The following is a 20,584-nucleotide window of genomic DNA, read 5'->3' as shown; positions in this document are numbered from 1 at the left end:
AGAGCGAGAATTCTACTAAACGCCAATAAACTTTTCAAGTTTATTTACTATTCCAAGCGTATTAACCACATATGATAACAAATCGTTGAGGTTACTCATAGTTTAATATTTAACGAATGCAATTTTCGATACAGATGCGTGCGCTCCATGCCCACGGCAGCGGCTAACTTTGCCACACTGCCGCCATTTTTTTCGAAATGATATTCCAAATAGGCCTTTTCAAAATGATCCCTGGCTTCTTTCAAAGGCAGGTTAAAAAATTCAGGAACTGATGAAGAGGTATAGACATCGCTGACCACAGAGCCCAGTGCCAGTTTGACCTCCTCCAGTTCTATGTCTTCCCCGACTCCCAGAATCATAAGCCGCTGTACCAGATTTTTCAGTTCCCGGATATTGCCGCGCCAGCTGTAATTGCGCAGGAAATTCTGCGCGGCGATGGAAAACCGCCGAAACGGCAGTTTGTCCTGATTAACAAAATAATCGACATAGAAGCTCAACAATGCCGGCACATCCTCGCTGTGTTCGCGGAGCGGCGGAATCTCGAGCGTGACTTCATTGAGCAGATAATATAAATCCTGTCGAAAACGCCCCGCCTTAACCTCTTCATCCAGCGCAATCCGGGTAGAGGCAACCACTCTGACATCGACGCGAACCGCCTGACTGCCGCCTACCCGTAAAAACGAACTGGACTCCAGGGCGCTGAGCAGTCTGAGTTGCGTTTCCTTATCCATACCACCGATTTCGCCCAAAAACAGCGTCCCGTTATGGGCCCGTTCCAATAGCCCCGGATAAATTTTACCAGTATCTTCCTTGCCAAAAAACTCCACTGCCGAATTTTCCGGTGATATGCTACCCACCGCCACATCAATAAAAGGCCCATGCCGATGGGCACTGTTATTGTGCAAATAGCGCGCATACATTTCCTTGCCGACGCCCGCCTCACCGACAAACAGCACGCGCGCCTCATGCTGCGCCAAGCGCTTTAGTTGATCCTTGGTCCTGGCCACGGCAGCGCTCTTGCCGACTGGCTCGATATCAGTGATCAACTGCTGCTTGAGCCCGGCATTTTCTTTTTGCAGGTTGCTGGCTTCCAGGGCTCTTTCGACAATCAGTAAAAGCTTTGCCAAAGACAACGGTTTTTCCAGAAAATCATAAGCGCCCAGGCGTGTTGCCTCGACCGCCGCCTCCACCGAACCGTGCCCGGACATCATGACCACGGGGCAAAGCGCCTCGTCCTCGACAACCCATTCTTTCAGCAGCGTAATGCCATCACTGTCCGGCATCCAGATATCAAGCAGAATCAGATTCGGATCGTTAATCTTTTTTAGCTCCCGGGCTTCGCTGGCGTTTTCGGCCATGGCGACCTGATAACCTTCATCTTCGAGAATTTCGCATACCAGCCGGCGAATATCCGGCTCGTCATCCACGACTAATATACGAGATATATTTGTATTCATATTGTTGAGACAGTCTAATATTTTTAATTAGCGGGCAACTGGATTATAAAACCCGCCCCGACTTTGCGACTGGCGTCGACCCATATGGCGCCGCCATGTTCTTCAATTATTTTTTTGACAATGGCCAACCCCAGGCCTGTTCCTTTGGCTTTAGTTGTCACATAGGGTTCAAAAATCTTCTCAATCTGATCATCCTTGATGCCGGGTCCATCATCATAGAGCGCAATTTCAATAAAATCGCTATTGTTCTTCCGCAACCGGTGCAGGCTTATGTCAACCTGGCCTTTTGCATCGATCGCTTCCAGGGCATTTTTTATCAGATTATGCAAGACCTGTCTGATATTGACCGGGTCGCCCTTAGTCATCAGTGAGCCCTGGTCATAATCGACGTTAAACTTGACGCCCGACTGAACCGCGTAAAGCGCCAGCACCTCCTGTACTAAACCGGATAAATCAATAACCGCCGTCTGCTTCTTGGAAGGCTTGGCATACTCCGAGAAATCATCCACCATTTCCTTCATCGCTTCAACCTGCTGCACGATGGTTCGCGTGGAACGCTGCAGCATATCCGCGTCAGCGGCGGCTAATTTGTCGGCCAGTTTATGCTGCAACCGTTCTGCCGACAACTGTATCGGCGTCAACGGATTCTTGATTTCATGCGCCAAGCGCCGGGCCACCTCGCCCCACGCCGCATTCTTCTGCGCCTGTATCAAATCGGTTACATCATCGAAAACCACAACCGCTCCCACCCGCCGGCCTTCCTGGGAAAAAAGAGGCGTGCCCCGGCATAATAGCTCCCGCCGGCCATTCTGACCTAAAAAGGCAATCCGGTGCTGCCAGATGTCATCCGCCTGCTCCAGAAAGCGCTGAATCACTTTTAAAGGCTCGGCCAGTTCGGCATAGCCGTGCGCGATATCCGATAAGGTCTGCCCGATAAAATAACTGACAGGAATATGAAAGATTCTGTAAGCGGCCTGATTGACCGTACGGATTTTATACCGCGCATCAAAACTGATGACGCCCGCCGTCAAATTTGCCAGAATCGTTTCCAGATAAGCCCGCTGATTTTCAACTTCGAGACTGGCCAGCCTGGTTTCATCCCTGGCCCTGGCAATGCGAAGGGTCATCTCATTGAACGACTCCACCAGAAACCCCAGATCATCCTGCACGATAACCGGCAATTGCTGGTCGTAGTGACCCGACGCCACAGCCTGCGTGCCTTTAACAAGTTCTTTTACCGGCGCGATAATATTACGGATGCTGATAAAGGCCACCCAGATAGCCGCCAGCAAACTCATCAGCAAAACCAGCGACAATGCCAGAGAGAAGCTTAATTTTAATGAATCCCTTAGAAAGTGCATTTCCTGATAACGCACAAAGGCAAATTCCACCGAATCGGCCAGATCGGCGATTCTGACCGGCACAGGATACAAGGCCTGCAGATATTGCGGATCTTCCGCCTGAACAGTGACAATAACACGGATCATTAACTGATCCTCATGCACCGGCGCCAAGGCGACATATTCCGTATGCTGCCTCAGCCGCAGCCAAACATGCTCATCCGGCAGGCTCGGCAAAATATCGCCGGGGTTAATGCTGCTCGAAGCAATAATCCTGCCTTGGCGAGAAAACAGCGTCATTTCGGATGCTTCCGAAAGCTCGCGCAGATTCTCTATTTCCAGTGTAGCCAGACTTTCCGAGGCATCTTTCAATCTGTCGGTCAATTGCTGCGTTTGCCTTAAATGCCATCGCATACGCTGGTCCAGCGAAGCCTGGCTAAGCTCCAGCGAATCCTCCATGGCCTTGTCGATTTCGACATTAAACCAGCTGTCTATGCCCTGATGCAGAAACTGCATGGAAAAATAAAACACGATGGCCGCAGGCACCAAGGACAACACCACAAACAGCGATACCATGCGGGTGGTCAGCCTTGAGCCCGCTTCGCGTTTTTTTAACTGCCGGGTCAACGAATAAATATTGGCTCCGACCAGCCCCAGCAACACCACTGATCCCAGGGCATTGACCAAAAGCAGCCAGGAATACATTTCGCTCAATTGCGATGATTCCTGGGTTGCCGAGCTCATCAGTTGCAGTGACAGCAGAATGAGGCCGAACAGGACTAGAACAGACAGACTGACAGGGGGTTTTATTCTTTCAGGGACCATAAATACCAGTCACTGGACAAATACCATTGAGGATTAATATAGGCGATCGGCCGTAACGGCAAAGGCAGCGCGTCGCGATCGAAGATGACTTTCACGCCCCCGATATAATGGGCATCCTGAGCAAGATCCGCTTTATCCATGATCGGCACATTGCGTATTGCCGACATCATATCCAGGGCCGTGGACAATGTGGAAAAATTATAGACTGTCTTGCTGCTTTCGTTCCTGACCCGATACATATTCAATAAAGCATGGTACTGAATGCGATAACGGATCTCTTTCTCAAGCAGTTTTTTATTCCAGAGATAATCGCGGTGGCGCAGCACTTGCACCTGCACCGTCCAGAATAAAGGAATGCCATTTTGCAATGCTTCCCTGGCTCTATCGCTGAGCTGGTAGTCGATATCCGCTGACAAAAAATAGCGCTCGTCCCGCAAAACCATCTCTGCCTTTTTGACGCTTACCGCAAATTCATCGGCATCAGCAACGAACGGCCATAGCCATGTCAACAAACACAACAGGCAGGCAAGCCACAAGCGGGATTTATTGCTTAACGATTCGGGCATAATAAAAACCGTCCATTGCAGATTCCCCGGTAAAAATCTGCCGTCCGAATTCCCTGGGAGAACCCCACCCCGCATCTATGGGCACCTGTGCCGCATCGCTGTGCTCGGCTAGAAAAGCTTGGATCTGCAGCTCATTTTCCCGTTTTAAGACAGAACAAGTGGCATAGAGCAATATCCCGCCGGTTGCTAAAAGCGGCCAAACCACGCTTAAAATATTTTTTTGCAGTGCCTGTAGCTGTGCAATATCCTCGTCCCTGCGCAACAGCTTAATATCAGGATGGCGACGGATAACGCCCAAGGCCGAACACGGAGCATCCAGCAAAATCCGATCAAACGGCATGCCGTCCCACCAGGTTTCGGGAGCTGCCGCATCCCCCACCAGCAATCTGGCTTCCAGTTTCAGCCGCTGTAGGTTTTCATTGACCCGCTGCATACGCGCTGCGTCGATATCAACAGCCACCAACTCGTTCAGCTGAGGCTGGCTTTCAAGAATATGCGCGGCTTTGCCGCCCGGTGCCGCGCACACATCAAGCACCCGCTGCCCCGCTCTGACATCGAGCAATTGAGCCGCTAATTGCGCGGCAGTGTCCTGCACCGAAACCAATCCCTGGTCGAAACCGGGCAACATGTCGACCGAAACCGGCTTATCGAGCATAATGGCCGATGCGCAGAATGCCACCGGTGTCGCGCCGATATCGTGCTCGGCCAATTGACGCAGGTACTGTTCGCGGCTGGCTCTCGCCTGATTGACGCGCAAGACCATCGGCGGCTGACGGTTGTTTTCGAGAAATAATTGCGCGGACTGCTGAGGCCAATCCTGCCGGATCTGGTCAATAAGCCAGCGAGGGTGGCTGACAGCCGCCGAAGGTTCCTGATCGGCTTGCTGCTCGATGCGCTCCTGCTCCCGCTGATAATTCCTGAGCACCGCATTGACCAATGACTTAGCCCATGGTTTTTTTCGCGCGGCGGCAACGGTTTCGGATACGGCGGCATGAGGTTTGACCCGCATGAACTGCAGCTGATACAAGCCGATCAAAATCAGTGACTTGACCTCAACATCCTTCAGCGGCTTATCGAGCAGCTGGCTCAAGATAAAATCCAGCCGATGATAGTAACGGCATACGCCGTAACAGAGCGCCTGCACGAACGCCCTATCCTTAACGGCGTCAACGGCGGGTACGACATTATCCAGCGCCGCCGTTAAGGACTGCCCGTTCTGCAATACCCGGGACAGCACCCGGGCGGCGACCAATCTAGAATTCACTGGCGATCAACCTAACTTCAATGCATCGACATCATGGGCATTCAGGAAAGCCTGAACGTCCATGCGCTTCCCGCCCGGCAACTGCACTTCATGCAACCGCAGCACGCCTTTGCCGGTAACGACATCCAGCGTCTTATTGATGCAACGCACGCGGCCAGGCTCTGCGCCGGCGGTATCGGCATTGATGGCTTCGGCCCGCCAGATACGCAACACTTCACCCCGGTAAAGGGTCTGCGCGACCGGCCAGGCATTCAAGCCTCGGACTTTCCTGGCCAAGTGCTCGGCCGGTTGCGTCCAGTCCAGGACCGCCTCGCTTTTTTCCAGTTTTTCGGCATACGTCACCAGGGCTTCATCCTGCTTTTCCGCGCGCACGGTTCCGCTCTTTATCTGCTCCAGCACTTTAGCTAGGCCAACTGCGCCCAGCTGCGCCAGCTTGTCATGCAAATCGCTGGCTGTATCGTCAGGACCGATCAGGCATTCTTCCTTATGCAGCATATCGCCGGCATCGAGTTTTCGCACCATCCGCATGATCGTCACGCCGGTCTTTTCATCACCCGCCATAATGGCACGCTGAATAGGCGCCGCCCCGCGCCAGCGCGGCAGCAATGAACCATGCACATTGATGCACCCCAGGTGCGGCACGTCGAGCACAGCTTGCGTTAAAATCACGCCATAGGCGACAACAACCATAAGATCGGCGTTAAATGAGGCAATTTGGCGCAAATCCTCGTCAGTCTTCAGTGTATTCGGCTGAAAAACCGGAACACCGGCTTTTAGGGCCAGTTCCTTGACAGGGCTCGGGTGCAATTTGCGTCCTCTGCCGGCGGGACGGTCGGGCTGCGTATAAACGGCGCAAACCTCATGCTCCGAGTCCAACAGCATCTGCAGGGTTGGCACGGCAAACTCGGGCGTACCGGCAAAAATAATCTTCATGATCAGCTAAGTTCCATTTTATGTATTTTCTCAAGCTTTTTCTTGATGCGCTGCCGCTTTAGCGGCGAAATATAATCGACAAACAGTTTGCCATCCAAGTGATCCAGTTCATGCTGTACGCATACGGCCAGCAAATCCCTGGCTTCAAACTCAAACTGCTGACCGTCCCGGTTCAAGGCTCTTACCCGGATATGCTCGGCCCGTTTTACTTTTTCAAAAAAGCCGGGCACGGAAAGGCAGCCTTCTTCGGACTCCTCTACACCATCTTTTTCAATAATTTCTGGATTAATGAGAAATAGCGGCTGATTCTTTTCTTCACTGACATCAATAACGACAATCCGCTGATGCACGTTCACCTGGGTAGCGGCCAGACCCACGCCATGTGACTCATACATCGTCTCAAGCATATCATCGACTATTTTTTTGATCTGATCGTCGACCGTTTTGACAGCGACGGCTTTCTTGCGTAGCCGCTCATCCGGAAACTCGAGGATAGTTAAAATACTCAACAAACTCTCCACACTATAATAATTTAACGCTGGAATTCTATATGATTTTACATAGAATCAAAACGCCCTTTTTTATCCATTGATTACCGACGAACCTTATAGATTCCTCTTGGCTCCCCATGGGGCTGCATACCCTGTTGCAGTTTAGAAGATTTGTAAGGTCGGAACAGCATCAGCTATATGAAGCAGAAACCGGCCACTTTACACGCGCTTGATTGCGCCTGACAACAGCCCTACAAGATCACTTCCGGAATAAGCTATCTTATTGACTGATAGCCGAAAATTCTTCTTAGAGGAAATAAAGGCTTATCAAGTTCAATTTGAAAATAACTGACGGCCTTAATCTATTAATGACCTTATAGACAAACAAGCACACAGCGTCCGGCCGTCGGTTCATTTACAGCGCACATCAAACTATATTTCAATAAAGCATCAAGCTGAGCTAGAATTACAAGAAACAGTGTAAATTGCTTACACTGGATAATAATTATAAGAGCTTACGCTAAATGCTAAGACACAGCCTGCAAAGGCATGAAGTGGAGATAAAAACCCCGTCATGGCCACTCAATATTTACCTCCGGCAAGACCGCTTGCCTGGCAAATACTGCCAAAAATCATCCCTGATCAAAAGCTGCTGTTTCCCATGAGGCTTAATCAGTCCGCATGCATCCCAAGTCCAGCCGACATCGAAACCCGCACCTGCGCCAGATCCCTATCGCTTACATGGCGCCGGCCTGGATTCGCTCTGCACATATCGCTGGAATCGACACCCTCCATCCAATCAATCGGGACATCGAATGATCAACTTTGCCAGCCACTGTGAAATCCATCCGCCAAAATGGAATTCGAGCCAGTCTTAACTATTTATAAAATGCTAAATATCCGGCTATTCTCAATTTTCAAGCATCGGCCACAGAGCTGTTATCGTGCGCTGACATATCTGGCAGCATGGTTTACCTTCGCAGCGGTGCTCATGCCATGGTCGGGCTCGGCCTATGCCGCGAATCCAGCTATCGTCCCTTACAGCATGACCCATCAAGATACCCAACTCACCCGTGATGAGCTACGGGAAATATTTTTCGGGCGTCAAACTCGATGGCGCGATGGTTCCCCTCTCAGAGCCTTTGTACTGCCTGACCAACATCCCATGCACATCCGTTTTTCCAAGGAGGTATTAGGCGTTTACCCGTATCAATTACGCTCCGCTTGGGACCGGATGATCTACTCGGGAACCGGAACGCCCCCTTCGGTGGTGGAATCTCTCGAACAAATGAAAACACTTATCAAGGAGACGCCCGGTGCTATCGGTTATATCGAAAAATAGGAGACTATACTTGTCTATTCAAAGCACAGCCTTACGTTGCCGCGAAATCGTAATCGGTGTTATAACCCTGCTATTTGGATTCCCGCAACACGCGTCCGCACTGGAACTTGGCGTCGGTGACTGGCAGGCGCATGGTTTTGTGAGCCAAGGCTATACCTTGACTTCCGACTATAACTTCTTTGGCAATAGCCGAGGCGACGGAAGTCTCGACTTTACCGAAATCGGCGTCAACTTCTCGGGACATATTCAGCCCAACCTCCTGCTGGCGGCTCAAGGGCTTTATCGAAATACCGGCGGCTCGGACCGAGAAGACTTTCGTCTGGATTTTGCCAACCTGGACTACCATATTCCGCTAGGCGAACGGGCAACCCTGGGCATTCGAGCAGGCCGCGTCAAAAATCCATTCGGCTTATATAATGAAGCTCGGGACGTCGTCTGGACCCGACCTGTAGTGCTCTTGCCCCAATCGGTTTATCTGGACTCATTGGCGTTGCGCCAGGCCATGATTGCTTCGGACGGCGGAATTCTCTATGGCCGCTATGCCGCCGGAGACCATGCGTTGACGACTGAGTTCCTGGTTTCCGAGCCCCTGGATAATACCGGCGGAGCGGCTGAGTTCCTGGCCGGCATCCCGAATGTGCGCGGAGAATTTGAAGGCCGCCCCTTGCTCGTGGGACGCATGGGCTATGAATGGCAGGAAGGACGCTTCCGTCTGATGTTCAGCGCCGTGGATCTTGACCGCGACTTCAAATCCACCACGCCCGGCGTGTCATCCGGAAACATCCAAACCTTTTACCCGCTCGCTTCGGCGCAGCTGAACCTGGAGTCGTGGAGCTTCACCGGAGAATATGGCCGCATCACCAGCAAACGCAGTGGCTTTACACCAAACGGAGCAGTGTTGGAGAATACCTCGGAAAACTTTTATGTTCAGGCCCAGTACCGGTTTAAATCCGACTGGTCGGCTCTGCTGCGTTTCGACAGCTTTACAGCCGATGTCAATGACAGGAGCGGCCGGTACAATGCGGCAATAACCGGCCTGCCCAAGCACAACTTCTATGCCCGCGATCTAACCGCCGGCCTTCGCTGGGAATTTCAGCGCAACTGGCTCATGGCCGCGGAATATCATTCGGTTTGGGGCACCGCGTTGCTATCGCCGGTCGATAATCCCGGCTTAATGCAGAAAAACGGTCCGGAACGCTGGGATATGTTAACCATGATGATTTCCTACCGCTTTTAATATAAGGAAAACCGGCCAATCTACAGCCATGCGCGGAACAGAACCTGAGTCAAGCAATCGACGGTTTATCGGCCTTCAGTGGAAGAGCTTTCTATGGTTAAGCATTCTTCTGTTAAGTCTGAGCACGGCGTTTTACGCTCTGAATTATTACTCCCTGGTCTCCCAATTCCGGGCCCAACGCCAGGCCGAAGTGACTTCTCTGCGCCATCATATCCGGGGGTTATTCACCGGGAACTCTGACCGGCTCATCCGCCTTGGAGGGGCATTGGCCTCGGTCGCCAATCTGGGAGACGCGCTTTACCGACGCAACCCCAAACATATTGCCGCGGCAGTCGCTGACTATGCCAGTCTCAGATATGAGCTGGATTTACGGCAGATTGAACTCTATACCATCGATGCGAATCTTGTAGGCAGCTGGGTCCAGTCGGGAGCCGAAAAGCTGCCTGATGAATATGTCCGGCGCGCGATCAAGACAGTCAGAAAAGAAGAAAGGCCGTTATCGCTGCTATACTGCCAGCCCACATGCCTGATCTATGCATTCGTGCCAATTCTGTCTTCAGGCGAAAATGTCGGCGTTGTCGCGCTCGGGCAATCGATTGCGGATTTCGTTATCGACTTCCATTTGATTACCGGCACGGATATCGCCTTGGCGGTCCCGGCCAATGCCAATGTCGGATCCGAGTTGCCTCAGTGGGACGTAAAGATGGCGGCACTGACCGATGCCACCAGACTCACCGCCCTGCTGCAACATCTTTCCACGCTCTATCCCAATCCCTCGGAATTGGATCACGGACGATTAGTCACATGGAATAACGCGCACTATGACGTAAATCGGGTGCTATTGAATGAAATCATACCCGACCAATCCGGCTTCGTGGTTCTGATTTCTGATGTGAGCCAACGTCTGAATGATATTAGAACGGCGCTTCATGATGACATGTTGATCGCGATAGCCAGCATCCTGGCCGCGGAATTGATTCTGCTTTATCTGATAAGAGTGCCCCTGTGGCGTCTGGGCAAACTGACCCAGACCCTGCCGCTTCTCGCGCAGGGTGCCTATGATCAGGCTCGGAACCGTTTTTCCAGCCATCGAAGAAAAGCACGATTCCGCGATGAAATCGATTTTTTATATGACAGCGCCATTACCCTGTCTCATCAGCTTGAGGAAAACAGCCTCGCTTTAGCCGCAAAAAACAGTGAGCTCGCCAAAGAACGCGACTTTATCCAGGGCCTTCTGGCTTCAGCACAAGTTCTGGTCGTGACCCAGACACGGCACGGCATTATCCGGGACGGAAATCACTTCGCCGCCATGCTTACCGGGTACACTCCCCAGCAACTGTATGGCCGGCCCTTTGTCGATTTAATTGCCGATGATGATGCAAAGCAGGAAGTGCTCAAGAAACTGGAAGCGCTCTGCAACAATGGTCTGCGAAGGATGGAACATGAGCACGAACTGGTCTGCAAGGACAGGAAAAGACGCCGCATCGTCTGGGTGCATACCCTTCTACATCAAGAATATATCGACGGCACCGTGGTTCTTTCCGTCGGCCTGGATGTCAGCGAACGGGTGCAGGCGGAGACCCGTATGCGCTGGCTGGCCAATCATGACCCGCTGACTTCCCTAGCCAACCGGCATCGATTTATCGAGGATTTGACGCGCGCTTATGAGGAAACCGTGCGTACCGGAGACACAGCGGCGCTTTTGGTTTTCGATCTGGACCACTTCAAGGAAGTCAATGATACCAGCGGCCATGCCGCCGGCGACGCATTGCTCTGCATGGTCGCCGATGAATTGCGGACCAGAGCGCGCAGCTCGGACATCATCGCCCGACTGGGAGGCGACGAATTTGCCATGTTGATGCCGCAAACGGATAGTTACGGCGCCGAAACTTTTGCCATACATCTGAACAAACGCCTCACGAGCACGCCATTTGTTTTCGGCGACAAGCGCTACAGGATAGGCGCCAGTATCGGCATTGCCTTATTACCCCAACACGGCACAAATATTCAGGAAGTCATCGCCAATGCCGATTTGGCCATGTTTGAAGCCAAAAGAGCGGGGCGTTCCTGTGCCCGCATTTTTGCGGATGATCAGAAACAATTGCAAATGCTCACGCAAAATGTCTATTGGAAGGATGTTCTCATCCAGGCCATGGCAAATGAACACTTGTTTTTTTATTACCAGCCGGTGGTAGAGGCTGCAACGGGAAAAACCGTGCACCACGAAGCGTTGCTTCGGTTGAAAATGGCGGATGGAAGAATTGCCTTGCCGGACGAGTTCCTTCCGTCCGCTGAACGAGCCGGATTCAATTATGACATAGACTGTTATGTAGTCCGGGCCACCCTGAAAATACTCTTAAGCGATTCAAAAAAACGCCTGTCCATCAACCTTTCGACCGCCGCGTTAAACCATTCGGGCTGGACGGAGATGCTGGCCCAGGCAGTTAACCACCAACACTTGGCGCCTGACCGGCTGATTTTCGAAATCACCGAAACCGCTGTGATCACCGATATGGAAAAAGCCCGGCAAATTACCGATGCAGTAACCTCTCTAGGGTTTCGGTTCGCGGTTGACGATTTTGGCTCGGGTTTCAGCTCACTGTATTACCTGAAGCACCTGCCGGTGGATTATGTAAAGATTGACCGATCGCTGATAAAGGATATTGTCACCGACAAAGGGGACCGAGACTTTGTCCGGGCGATTACGTCGATGATCCATGCCTATGGCAAGAAGATTGTCGGCGAAGGGGTTGAAGATGGCGAGACACTCGCACTACTCAGGGATATGGGGGTGGACCTGATCCAAGGGTTCTATATCAGCCATCCCCGCAAGGACTGCAGCGCCTCCTTGGTAAAAGCGCTACCTGACTGTACCCATGGTTAAGCACACAGCATCAGCGATCCGCAACCGCGGCTGTTTACTGACCAACCTTTAAGAATCACCATAACTATGGATATTTTATGATGCAAAATTTCACTATTCCCAGTATTTATTGTCCTTTTCCTTCTGCCATCAGTCCCCATGCAGAATCGATACACAGACATACTCTCGACTGGGTGCGGCAATTTGATCTGGTGACCAACGACAAGGCATTTAAACGTCTGCGGGCGTCCAAATTCGGATGGTTGGCCGCGCGCGCCTATCCGAATGCGCCACAGGATCGGCTTGAAATCATTTCGGATTGGAATACCTGGCTATTTATCATCGATGATCAATGCGATGAATGGGGCCTGGGCAAGAATCCGGAACAACTCGCGGCCTTGCATGCCAGATGCCTGGAAATACTTTCCGGCCGCAATCCCGGCAGCGAGGAAGCGGCGCTGGTTTATGCATTACATGATATCCATGCGCGCATCAGTGCAATAATGCCATTGTCATGGCGGACACGCTTTGTTCAGAGTGCGGCTGAGTATTTCGAATCCACCGTCTGGGAAGCCCGAAACAGGTCTCAAAGTCTCTGGCCCGATGCCTCGACTTATATATTGATGCGTCCCTATACGGGCGGGCTTTATACGGATATCGATTTAATCGATCTGACAGAAGGCATCACCCTGCCCCTGGCGGTCCGAAAGCACCCCCGCATCATGGAGCTTGCGGTGATGACCAATAATGTGGTCTGCTGGTCCAATGATATTATTTCACTGCAAAAGGAATTCAATCACCAAGACATGCACAATCTGGCCTTGATTTTCCATCACCATCAGGCCATTGATCTTCAAGAGGCCATTGATCAAGTGTCCAGGCTGATTGAAAACGAAGTACGCCAATTTATCGCCTTGGAAAAATCCCTGCCCAGTTTCGGTGCCGATCTCGACCGCGACGTAAAAAGATTCATAGCCGTCATGCGCGCCTGGATGCGCGGCAACCTGGACTGGTCCTTTGAGTCCGGCCGCTATCTGCCGGCCAAGGAAACCGAACCCTTGTTAACTTAGGAACGGGAATGAAACAGGACCCGCGTGAGGCAGGATTTCTGTTCCTGTTCAACGACTGCATGAACAGGAAATGATCCCGTCATTTCTCTGCATTCACCCCATCCATGGGGCTCATGCAGTCGTGCTCACGCCCCTTGCCTACATCCCTGTAGGCAACGCTGAAGAGGGGGCGAAAAGCCCCGTCAGCTACGAGCGTTATAAAATTCACGTTCCTTAATACCTGTTCAGAAATGCCTTTGCTCCCCGTCGAAGGCGATAATTGCATGAACCATGCCGCCCGGCATTAGGGCTTTAACGGAAACTGCATGATGGCACTAGTGCTTAGTCAGTCTTGATCTGACGAGTAAAATTTGCAGAGTATTCATAGAGTGTGAATAGTGCGAATAAATTCGTACCTACAATTTACCCGCCTTAATTAAATTGACTGACTACTAGTCGGGCCTGTGACGCGTCCTGATACATACCCGTAACCTACCCTGGAAATGATAAGGCGGCCTGATGATGCCCTCCGCAATCGCACAGTCCCTTAATCATCATTACAAAGCCCCTATCCCTAAAACTGGCCGCTCGGCACACTTTCGAGGCTCAATAAACACATTGAAAGCGGAATCAGGCGTCTTAAAAAAATCAACAGCTTAGGTTTTGCCTAGATTTCTATATGAATTCATCTAAACTTTGGATTCAGACCGACTTAAAAGACCTTTCAGGAATCAATATGGCTTTTCGAACACTTTTTGGATGTATAGTCACTCTCTCCATCAGCCTGAGCGCATGGGCCGACGAGATAAAAATAAACCCGTCTCACCCTGACCAATACACGGTGGTCAAGGGGGATACGTTATGGGATATATCCGGTAAATTTTTGGCGCATCCCTGGCAATGGCCCGAGCTGTGGAGTTACAACTCCCAGATCCAGAATCCGCATTTGATTTATCCTGGTGACACGGTTTATTTTTCCATGGTCAACGGCAGACCACAGCTCAGCCTGTCCAGACCAAGTGATTTCGGTACGCAACAACAATCACCGTGCGTATTGCAAGAACAGGCGATTAAAAACGGACGCCGGGACTTTGCGGTTTCCGGCAATGGAAAACTGGCGCCCTGCATTCGCGAAACCGATCAGGAACAGGCGATCAAATTATTACCGATGGATGTCATAGCCCCATTTTTAACCTCTCCACGGGTGGTCAGCGAAAAAGAACTGGTTGAGGCGCCTTACGTCGTTGATTTCGCCGGCGAGCATTTACTGGCGGGCACCGGCGACAGGCTTTATGTTCGCGCGATCCCGGAGCCTGAAACGCTGTCATATACCGTTTACAGAAAAGGAGATGTTTATATAAGCCCCGAAACAGGCGAGCTTTTAGGTTATGAAGCGAAATACATCGCCGATGCCACCTTGCAGCAAGAAGGCGATCCTGCTACGCTATTAATCAATAAAGTGGCCAGCGAGATTCGCATGGGTGACCGGCTGATGTCCAATCCAGAAGAGGAACTTACCTTAACCTATTTTCCCCGGCCGCCCGAAGACAGTATAAAAGGCAGCATTATCAGCGTGCTCGACGGTGTGTCTCAAATTGGACGCTATAACGTTGTGGTGATTGACAAGGGGACGGCTGACGGTCTTCTGCCCGGTCACGAACTGGATATCTATCAAAAAGGCAGAATTACTCTGGATCCGTTCAGCGCCATCCAAAACGACGCCGTTAAACTGCCCGATGAGATTGCCGGCACACTCATGGTTTTCCGTCCTTTTGAGCGCATCAGTTATGCGCTGGTCATGAGGGCCACACGTAACATTCATGTTCTAGATAAAGTCCAAACCCCCTGAATACGCCTACTTGCCAAACTGACAATGCTATCAAATACTGGCTTGCGCTTTTGCGCACGCCAGGCGTTGGCTGCAGAACATTTCTAAAGCTGCTCAAAACGCATAAGCCCGAGCAGCTGTTTGCGGAATCCTCATCGACACTTGCGGCTTTAGGGTTAAAAAACGCCATTATCGAGTCCATAAGAAATCCGGACTGGACGGCTATCGACTACGACCTGGCATGGCTGGAACAAGCCGATAGCCATGCCATTACCCTGGATGACGCACGCTACCCCGCTTCCTTAAAGGAAATCGCCGATCCGCCGCCTATCCTGTTTGTGCGTGGCAACCCCGAGCTTTTATCACTGCCGCAGATCGCCATGGTCGGCAGCCGCAATCCCTCCGTTTCAGGGCTGGAAACAGCCAGAGGCTTTGCCAGAACGCTGAGCCGGCACGGCTTTATCATTACCAGCGGCCTGGCTTTGGGCATCGACGCCGCCAGTCACCGCGGCGCACTTGATGCATATGGTTTTACTATTGCTGTAGCAGGCACCGGGCTGGATCGCGTCTATCCGGCCAGGCATAAGGATTTAGCAACCGAAATCGTCAAAACCGGCGCCATGGTTTCAGAGTTCCCGCCGGGCACTTTGGCCAAGGCCGACCATTTTCCCCGGCGTAACCGCATCATCAGCGGGTTATGCCAGGGACTGTTGGTCGTGGAAGCGGCCAGACAAAGCGGTTCATTGATCACGGCCAGAATGGCGCTGGAGCAGAACCGCGAGGTGTTTGCCATTCCAGGCTCCATTCACAATCCGCTGGCCCGGGGCTGCAATGCGCTGATCCGCGAGGGGGCAAAACTTGTCGAAACCACGCAGGATATTCTGGAAGAATTACATCAATACAATCAACAAGATGACCACTCGACACCGGCACCCATGCAAACAACACTTGACCTGGAGCAGCAAACATTATTGAATCTCGTCATGTTCAGCCCAACTTCTATCGATATGCTGGTTGAAAATACCGGGCACTCCGTTGAAGTCATTTCATCAATGCTACTGGTTTTGGAACTGCAAGGTTATATAGAGGCGACTGCTGGTGGTTGCTATACACGCATAAAATAAACAGCACATACCTATGAAAGAAAATATTTTTGATGTCCTGATGTACTTATTTGAAAACTATATGGAAGATGAGATCGAAATTCTTCCGGACAGCGATATCATCAGAACCGAATTAATGGAAGCGGGTTTCGAACAGGTCGAGGTTAACAAAGCGTTCGACTGGCTTGAATCGCTCAGTCTCCAGCGCGCCATTCAATCGACCACATCACCCGCTTTCCGTATCTTCTGCAGCGAGGAACAGGAAAAGCTCGACCTGGAATGCCGCAATCTGCTCATGTTTCTGGAACATAACGGCATTTTGAATTCGACTAATCGCGAGATAGTCATCGACCGAGCCATGGCACTGGAAAATGAAGAAATATCGCTGGAAAAACTGAAATGGATAGTGTTGATGATATTGTTAAGTCAACCGGATGAAGAACTGGCCTTCTCCAGAATGGAGGATATCGTCTATGATCTCGTCCCGACTTATTTACATTAACACTGACCCGCTCGCATTATTATTAAATGAGTAAAAATCTTGTCATTGTAGAATCGCCTGCAAAAGCCAAAACCATCGAAAAATATTTAGGTAAAGATTTCCAGGTACTCGCCTCGTATGGGCATGTAAGGGACCTCGTCCCCAAGGAAGGCGCCGTCGACCCCAGCCACGACTTCGCCATGAAATACGAAGTCATCGAGCGCAATCTACGCCATGTCCAGGCCATCAGTAAAGCCCTTAAAACCGCCGATGCCTTATATCTTGCGACCGACCCGGACCGGGAAGGAGAAGCGATCTCCTGGCATTTGCTCGAGCTGCTGAAAGACAAAAAACTGCTGAAAGACAAGCCGGTGCACCGGGTCGTTTTTCATGAAATCACTAAAAAGGCCGTTACCGACGCCATCGCCCATCCCGAGCAGCTGGCCACCAACCTGATCAATGCCCAGCAGGCCCGCCGCGCGCTTGATTATCTGGTCGGCTTTAAGCTGTCGCCGCTGCTGTGGAAGAAAATCCGCCGCGGCTTATCGGCGGGCCGCGTGCAAAGCCCGGCCTTACGCATGATCGTCGAGCGCGAGCAGGAAATCGAAGCCTTCAAATCGCGTGAATATTGGACCGTTGACGCCCTGCTGACCGCGCACGAGCAGGCCTTCAAGGCCAAATTGACGCATTTTGCCGGCGAAAAGCTGAGCCAGTTCAGCATCGATAACGAAACGCGTGCCGAACAAGTCAAACAGGCGCTGCTCGGTGCGGCGGACGGACAATTGCTGGTTGCCAAGCTGGAAAAGAAGCAGCGCAAACGCAACCCGGCACCGCCCTTCATCACCTCGACGCTGCAACAGGAAGCGGCCCGCAAACTGGGATTCACGACCAAGCGTACCATGATGGTCGCGCAACAGCTCTATGAAGGCATTGATATCGGCGGCGAAACGGCCGGCCTGATCACTTACATGCGTACCGACTCGGTGAATCTGTCGCTGGAAGCGGTCGATGAGATTCGCGCGCTGATCGCGGAAAATTACGGTGCCAATAACGTGCCCAAGGAACCGCGCCAGTTCAAGACCAAATCGAAAAACGCGCAGGAAGCGCACGAAGCCATACGCCCGACCTCCGCGCGCCACCTGCCCAATCAGATAAAAAACTATTTAAGCGCCGAACAGTACAAACTCTACGACCTGATCTGGAAACGCACCATCGCCTGCCAGATGATCCATGCGACGATCAACATGGTCGCGGTCGATTTAAGCTGCGGCGACGGCCAGCACATTTTCAGGGCAACCGGCTCCACGATCGCCAGTCCCGGCTTCATGTCCGTTTATCTGGAGGGCATGGACGACACAACCGAAGGCGATGACCAGGAAAGCTACCTGCCGCCGCTGGAAGAAGGCCGCCCCGTGCCGCTAAACGATATCATCGCCGCGCAACACTTTACCGAGCCGCCGCCGCGCTATGGCGAGGCCAGCCTGGTCAAGGCGCTGGAAGAGCATGGCATCGGCCGGCCGTCGACCTATGCTTCGATCATTTCGACGCTGCAAAACCGCGAGTACGTCACGCTGGAAAACAAACGCTTCCATCCGACCGATGTCGGCCGTATCGTCAACAAGTTTCTGACCGAACATTTCACCAAGTACGTCGATTATGACTTTACGGCCCGGCTGGAGGATGATCTCGATGCCGTGTCGCGCGGCGAAAAAGACTGGATTCCTTTGATGCATGCCTTCTGGGATCCCTTCAACACGCTCATTCATGAGAAAGAGGAAAGCGTCCAGCGCAAAGACGTCACGCAGGAGGCCATCGACGAGAAATGCCCCGAATGCGGCAGTCCCCTGTCGATCCGGCTGGGCCGGAACGGCCGGTTTATCGGTTGCACGAACTATCCGACCTGTTCTTATACACGCAATCTGAATGACGACAAGGCACCTGACGAGCCTGAAGTCATAGAAGGCCGTACCTGCCCTAAATGCGGCCTGCCGCTGGTGATCAAATCGGGCCGCTATGGCAAATTCATCGGTTGCAGCGGCTATCCCAAATGCCGCCATATCGAACCGTTGGAAAAGCCTTTGGACACGGGCGTTGAATGCCCTAAATGCAAAAAAGGCAACATCCTTAAACGCAAATCCAAAAGCAACAAGGTATTCTATTCCTGCTCGGAATACCCGAAATGCGATTACGCCTTATGGAACGCGCCGATCGCGGAAAGCTGCCCCGAATGCAATTGGCCGATTCTGACCGTCAAAGTCACGAAACGGCACGGCGCGGAAAAAGTCTGTCCGCAAAAAGACTGTAAGTATGCAACGCCTTATGAAGGCGATCCGGCCGATGCCGAGGGGCCTAAGGAAGGCAAACCATAATGATAAGACGCCGAGAGCCAGGCTGAGTTGACGCTCGGCAAAACCCGACCTGCCGCCAATTCCCATGCCTTATCACTCCGACTTTAAAATCAGAAACGCCGTCCGCCACATCAAAGCCGGAGAGGTCATCGCCTACCCGACGGAAGCGGTTTACGGCCTGGGCTGCGATCCGCTCAACGAAAGCGCGGTCCTGTCCTTGCTCGCCATAAAACAGCGCCCTGTCGACAAAGGCCTGATCCTTATCGCTTCCTCATTAGCGCAACTGCAACCCTATCTGGCCTTGGATCAGGCGATGCTCGATCGCATCGCACCGACCTGGCCTGGCCCTGTCACCTGGGTAGTTCCGATCCAACCCTGGGTGCCCGCCTGGCTGACCGGAGCGCATGATTCGCTGGCGGTCCGGGTCACCGCCCATCCGATTGCCCGCCGGCTGTGCGCCTGCCATGGCGGCCCCATTGTCTCGACCAGTGCCAATGCCAGTACCAAACCTGCCATCAGGCAGGCCCGCAAGCTGGTGCGGGCTTTTTCAGGCAGCGGCATTTTCATCCTGCAAGGCCCCATAGGCGGCCTGCAACAGGAAACGGCTATTTATGACGCCGTCAGCGGAAACCGTCTGCGATAAACGCCCTGCTGCCAGCTGAAATTTTGTTCAGGATTGCAGGCCACGCCTCAACCCAACAGCACTGATGATTAAAATCGTCATAGACGATGACTTGCGCGCCATTGCGGGCTTTGACGAACGTTGCGCTGATAAACGGCGGCACATTATCATCCTTGCCACCGGCCAGATGGAATTGACGGATGTCCGGCGACAGCGCGGGCTCGACTGCCGGATTTAACGAATCGCTGATCGGCAGATAACCGTGGAATTCGCTCCAGGCCTTGATATCGAGATTGGCCGCCACCGTCACGACGGCCTTGACCTTCTCAACATAAGGCGCAATCAGCACAGCCAGCGTGCCGCCGCCGCTGTAGCCGATCAGTACGACTTCGGTAAAACCGGAGGTTTCAAGCCAGCGATTCAAGGCCGCCGCCATGCTTGCAACGACCGGTCTTGCATAGCGGTGCGAGGTCCAGAATTTATTGGAGCAGGCATCCGTCTGGCTAAAACCGTGATAACAGGGCCGGCCCAACAGGATGGAGGGCGCGCTATCCTGCGCCATCAGTTTCAGAATCATCGGATTGCGCGCTGTCGGGTCCTCCGCGATCCAGCGCTTTTGAAGCCAGGGAGTGCCGTCGCCGTCCAGATAAACATGCAAGGTTTTATCTGCCGCACCTTCACCGACACCGGCATGGCTATAGATGCGATGCGCGAACCGTTCGGTTCTGATCGTCAGCTCATCAAACCCCAGGCCGCGTGCCGCACCGGCAAAACGCTCGGAGGGCGTCGCACAAGCGCTTAACAAGAGCATAGACAGCCAGACAATACGGCGCAT

At 52.4% G+C, this 20,584-nt stretch carries 16 protein-coding genes; 9 read left to right on the top strand and 7 right to left on the bottom strand.

Annotation, left to right across the window (positions count from 1 at the left end):
• Nucleotides 1–95: 95 nt before the first annotated feature.
• From METMA_RS0111795 to def, 6 genes are read right to left on the bottom strand one after another with little or no spacing between them, the layout of a single operon-like run.
• Nucleotides 96–1,457 carry a sigma-54-dependent transcriptional regulator gene (locus METMA_RS0111795; RefSeq protein WP_020159294.1) on the bottom strand — a complete coding sequence of 454 codons (1,362 nt, stop codon included), beginning with the start codon at nt 1,455–1,457 and terminating at the stop codon, nt 96–98.
• A gap of 23 nt (nt 1,458–1,480) precedes the next feature.
• Nucleotides 1,481–3,622 (bottom strand): sensor histidine kinase, encoded by a 2,142-nt coding sequence (locus METMA_RS0111790; RefSeq protein WP_020159293.1) that lies wholly within the window; start codon nt 3,620–3,622, stop codon nt 1,481–1,483.
• The gene (locus tag METMA_RS0111785; protein WP_027147265.1) at nt 3,604–4,188 is read right to left on the bottom strand and encodes a DUF4390 domain-containing protein; all 585 of its coding nucleotides are present in this window, start codon (nt 4,186–4,188) and stop codon (nt 3,604–3,606) included. Before METMA_RS0111785 ends, METMA_RS0111790 begins: the two co-directional genes overlap by 19 nt.
• The gene (gene rsmB / locus METMA_RS0111780; protein WP_027147264.1) at nt 4,166–5,452 is read right to left on the bottom strand and encodes a 16S rRNA (cytosine(967)-C(5))-methyltransferase RsmB; all 1,287 of its coding nucleotides are present in this window, start codon (nt 5,450–5,452) and stop codon (nt 4,166–4,168) included. The genes METMA_RS0111785 and rsmB overlap by 23 nt, the downstream gene beginning before the upstream one ends.
• Before the next feature lie 6 nt (nt 5,453–5,458).
• A complete protein-coding gene (gene fmt / locus METMA_RS0111775) occupies nt 5,459–6,385 on the bottom strand; it encodes a methionyl-tRNA formyltransferase (protein WP_020159290.1) in 927 nt (308 codons plus the stop codon).
• A gap of 2 nt (nt 6,386–6,387) precedes the next feature.
• Complete coding sequence (gene def, locus METMA_RS0111770) at nt 6,388–6,894, bottom strand: peptide deformylase (protein WP_020159289.1); 507 nt, start codon at nt 6,892–6,894, stop codon at nt 6,388–6,390.
• Nucleotides 6,895–7,732: 838 nt separating this feature from the next.
• Between def and METMA_RS24490 the strand changes: the two genes are divergently transcribed.
• The 9 genes from METMA_RS24490 (at nt 7,733) to METMA_RS0111720 (ending at nt 19,770) form a co-directional block, all read left to right on the top strand.
• The gene (locus tag METMA_RS24490; RefSeq protein ID WP_020159288.1) at nt 7,733–8,218 is read left to right on the top strand and encodes a hypothetical protein; all 486 of its coding nucleotides are present in this window, start codon (nt 7,733–7,735) and stop codon (nt 8,216–8,218) included.
• Between the two features lie 10 nt (nt 8,219–8,228).
• The gene (locus tag METMA_RS0111760) at nt 8,229–9,455 is read left to right on the top strand and encodes a hypothetical protein (RefSeq protein ID WP_020159287.1); all 1,227 of its coding nucleotides are present in this window, start codon (nt 8,229–8,231) and stop codon (nt 9,453–9,455) included.
• Between the two features lie 28 nt (nt 9,456–9,483).
• Nucleotides 9,484–12,339, top strand: coding sequence for a bifunctional diguanylate cyclase/phosphodiesterase (locus METMA_RS24485; RefSeq protein WP_051114344.1), 2,856 nt, complete (start codon nt 9,484–9,486; stop codon nt 12,337–12,339).
• Nucleotides 12,340–12,416: 77 nt separating this feature from the next.
• Nucleotides 12,417–13,388 carry a terpene synthase family protein gene (locus METMA_RS0111750; RefSeq protein WP_020159285.1) on the top strand — a complete coding sequence of 324 codons (972 nt, stop codon included), beginning with the start codon at nt 12,417–12,419 and terminating at the stop codon, nt 13,386–13,388.
• Between the two features lie 715 nt (nt 13,389–14,103).
• Nucleotides 14,104–15,216: a LysM peptidoglycan-binding domain-containing protein gene (locus tag METMA_RS0111740; protein WP_027147262.1), complete on the top strand. Its 1,113-nt coding sequence runs from the start codon at nt 14,104–14,106 to the stop codon at nt 15,214–15,216.
• 50 nt (nt 15,217–15,266) lie between these two features.
• Nucleotides 15,267–16,319: a DNA-processing protein DprA gene (gene dprA, locus METMA_RS0111735; protein WP_020159282.1), complete on the top strand. Its 1,053-nt coding sequence runs from the start codon at nt 15,267–15,269 to the stop codon at nt 16,317–16,319.
• Nucleotides 16,320–16,332: 13 nt separating this feature from the next.
• Nucleotides 16,333–16,800 (top strand): DUF494 family protein, encoded by a 468-nt coding sequence (locus METMA_RS0111730; RefSeq protein ID WP_020159281.1) that lies wholly within the window; start codon nt 16,333–16,335, stop codon nt 16,798–16,800.
• A 26-nt stretch (nt 16,801–16,826) separates the two neighbouring features.
• Nucleotides 16,827–19,148: a type I DNA topoisomerase gene (gene topA / locus METMA_RS0111725; protein WP_020159280.1), complete on the top strand. Its 2,322-nt coding sequence runs from the start codon at nt 16,827–16,829 to the stop codon at nt 19,146–19,148.
• Nucleotides 19,149–19,212: 64 nt separating this feature from the next.
• Nucleotides 19,213–19,770 carry a Sua5/YciO/YrdC/YwlC family protein gene (locus tag METMA_RS0111720; protein ID WP_020159279.1) on the top strand — a complete coding sequence of 186 codons (558 nt, stop codon included), beginning with the start codon at nt 19,213–19,215 and terminating at the stop codon, nt 19,768–19,770.
• Here the strand turns inward: METMA_RS0111720 and METMA_RS0111715 are convergent.
• Nucleotides 19,748–20,584 (bottom strand): alpha/beta fold hydrolase, encoded by an 837-nt coding sequence (locus METMA_RS0111715; protein ID WP_020159278.1) that lies wholly within the window; start codon nt 20,582–20,584, stop codon nt 19,748–19,750. The genes METMA_RS0111720 and METMA_RS0111715 overlap by 23 nt on opposite strands.

It is taken from the genome of Methylobacter marinus A45, from assembly GCF_000383855.1.
GTDB classification, from domain to species: Bacteria; Pseudomonadota; Gammaproteobacteria; order Methylococcales; family Methylomonadaceae; genus Methylobacter; species Methylobacter marinus.
Note: the sequence above shows the minus strand (reverse complement) of the source record. Positions and strands in the feature narration are given on the sequence as shown.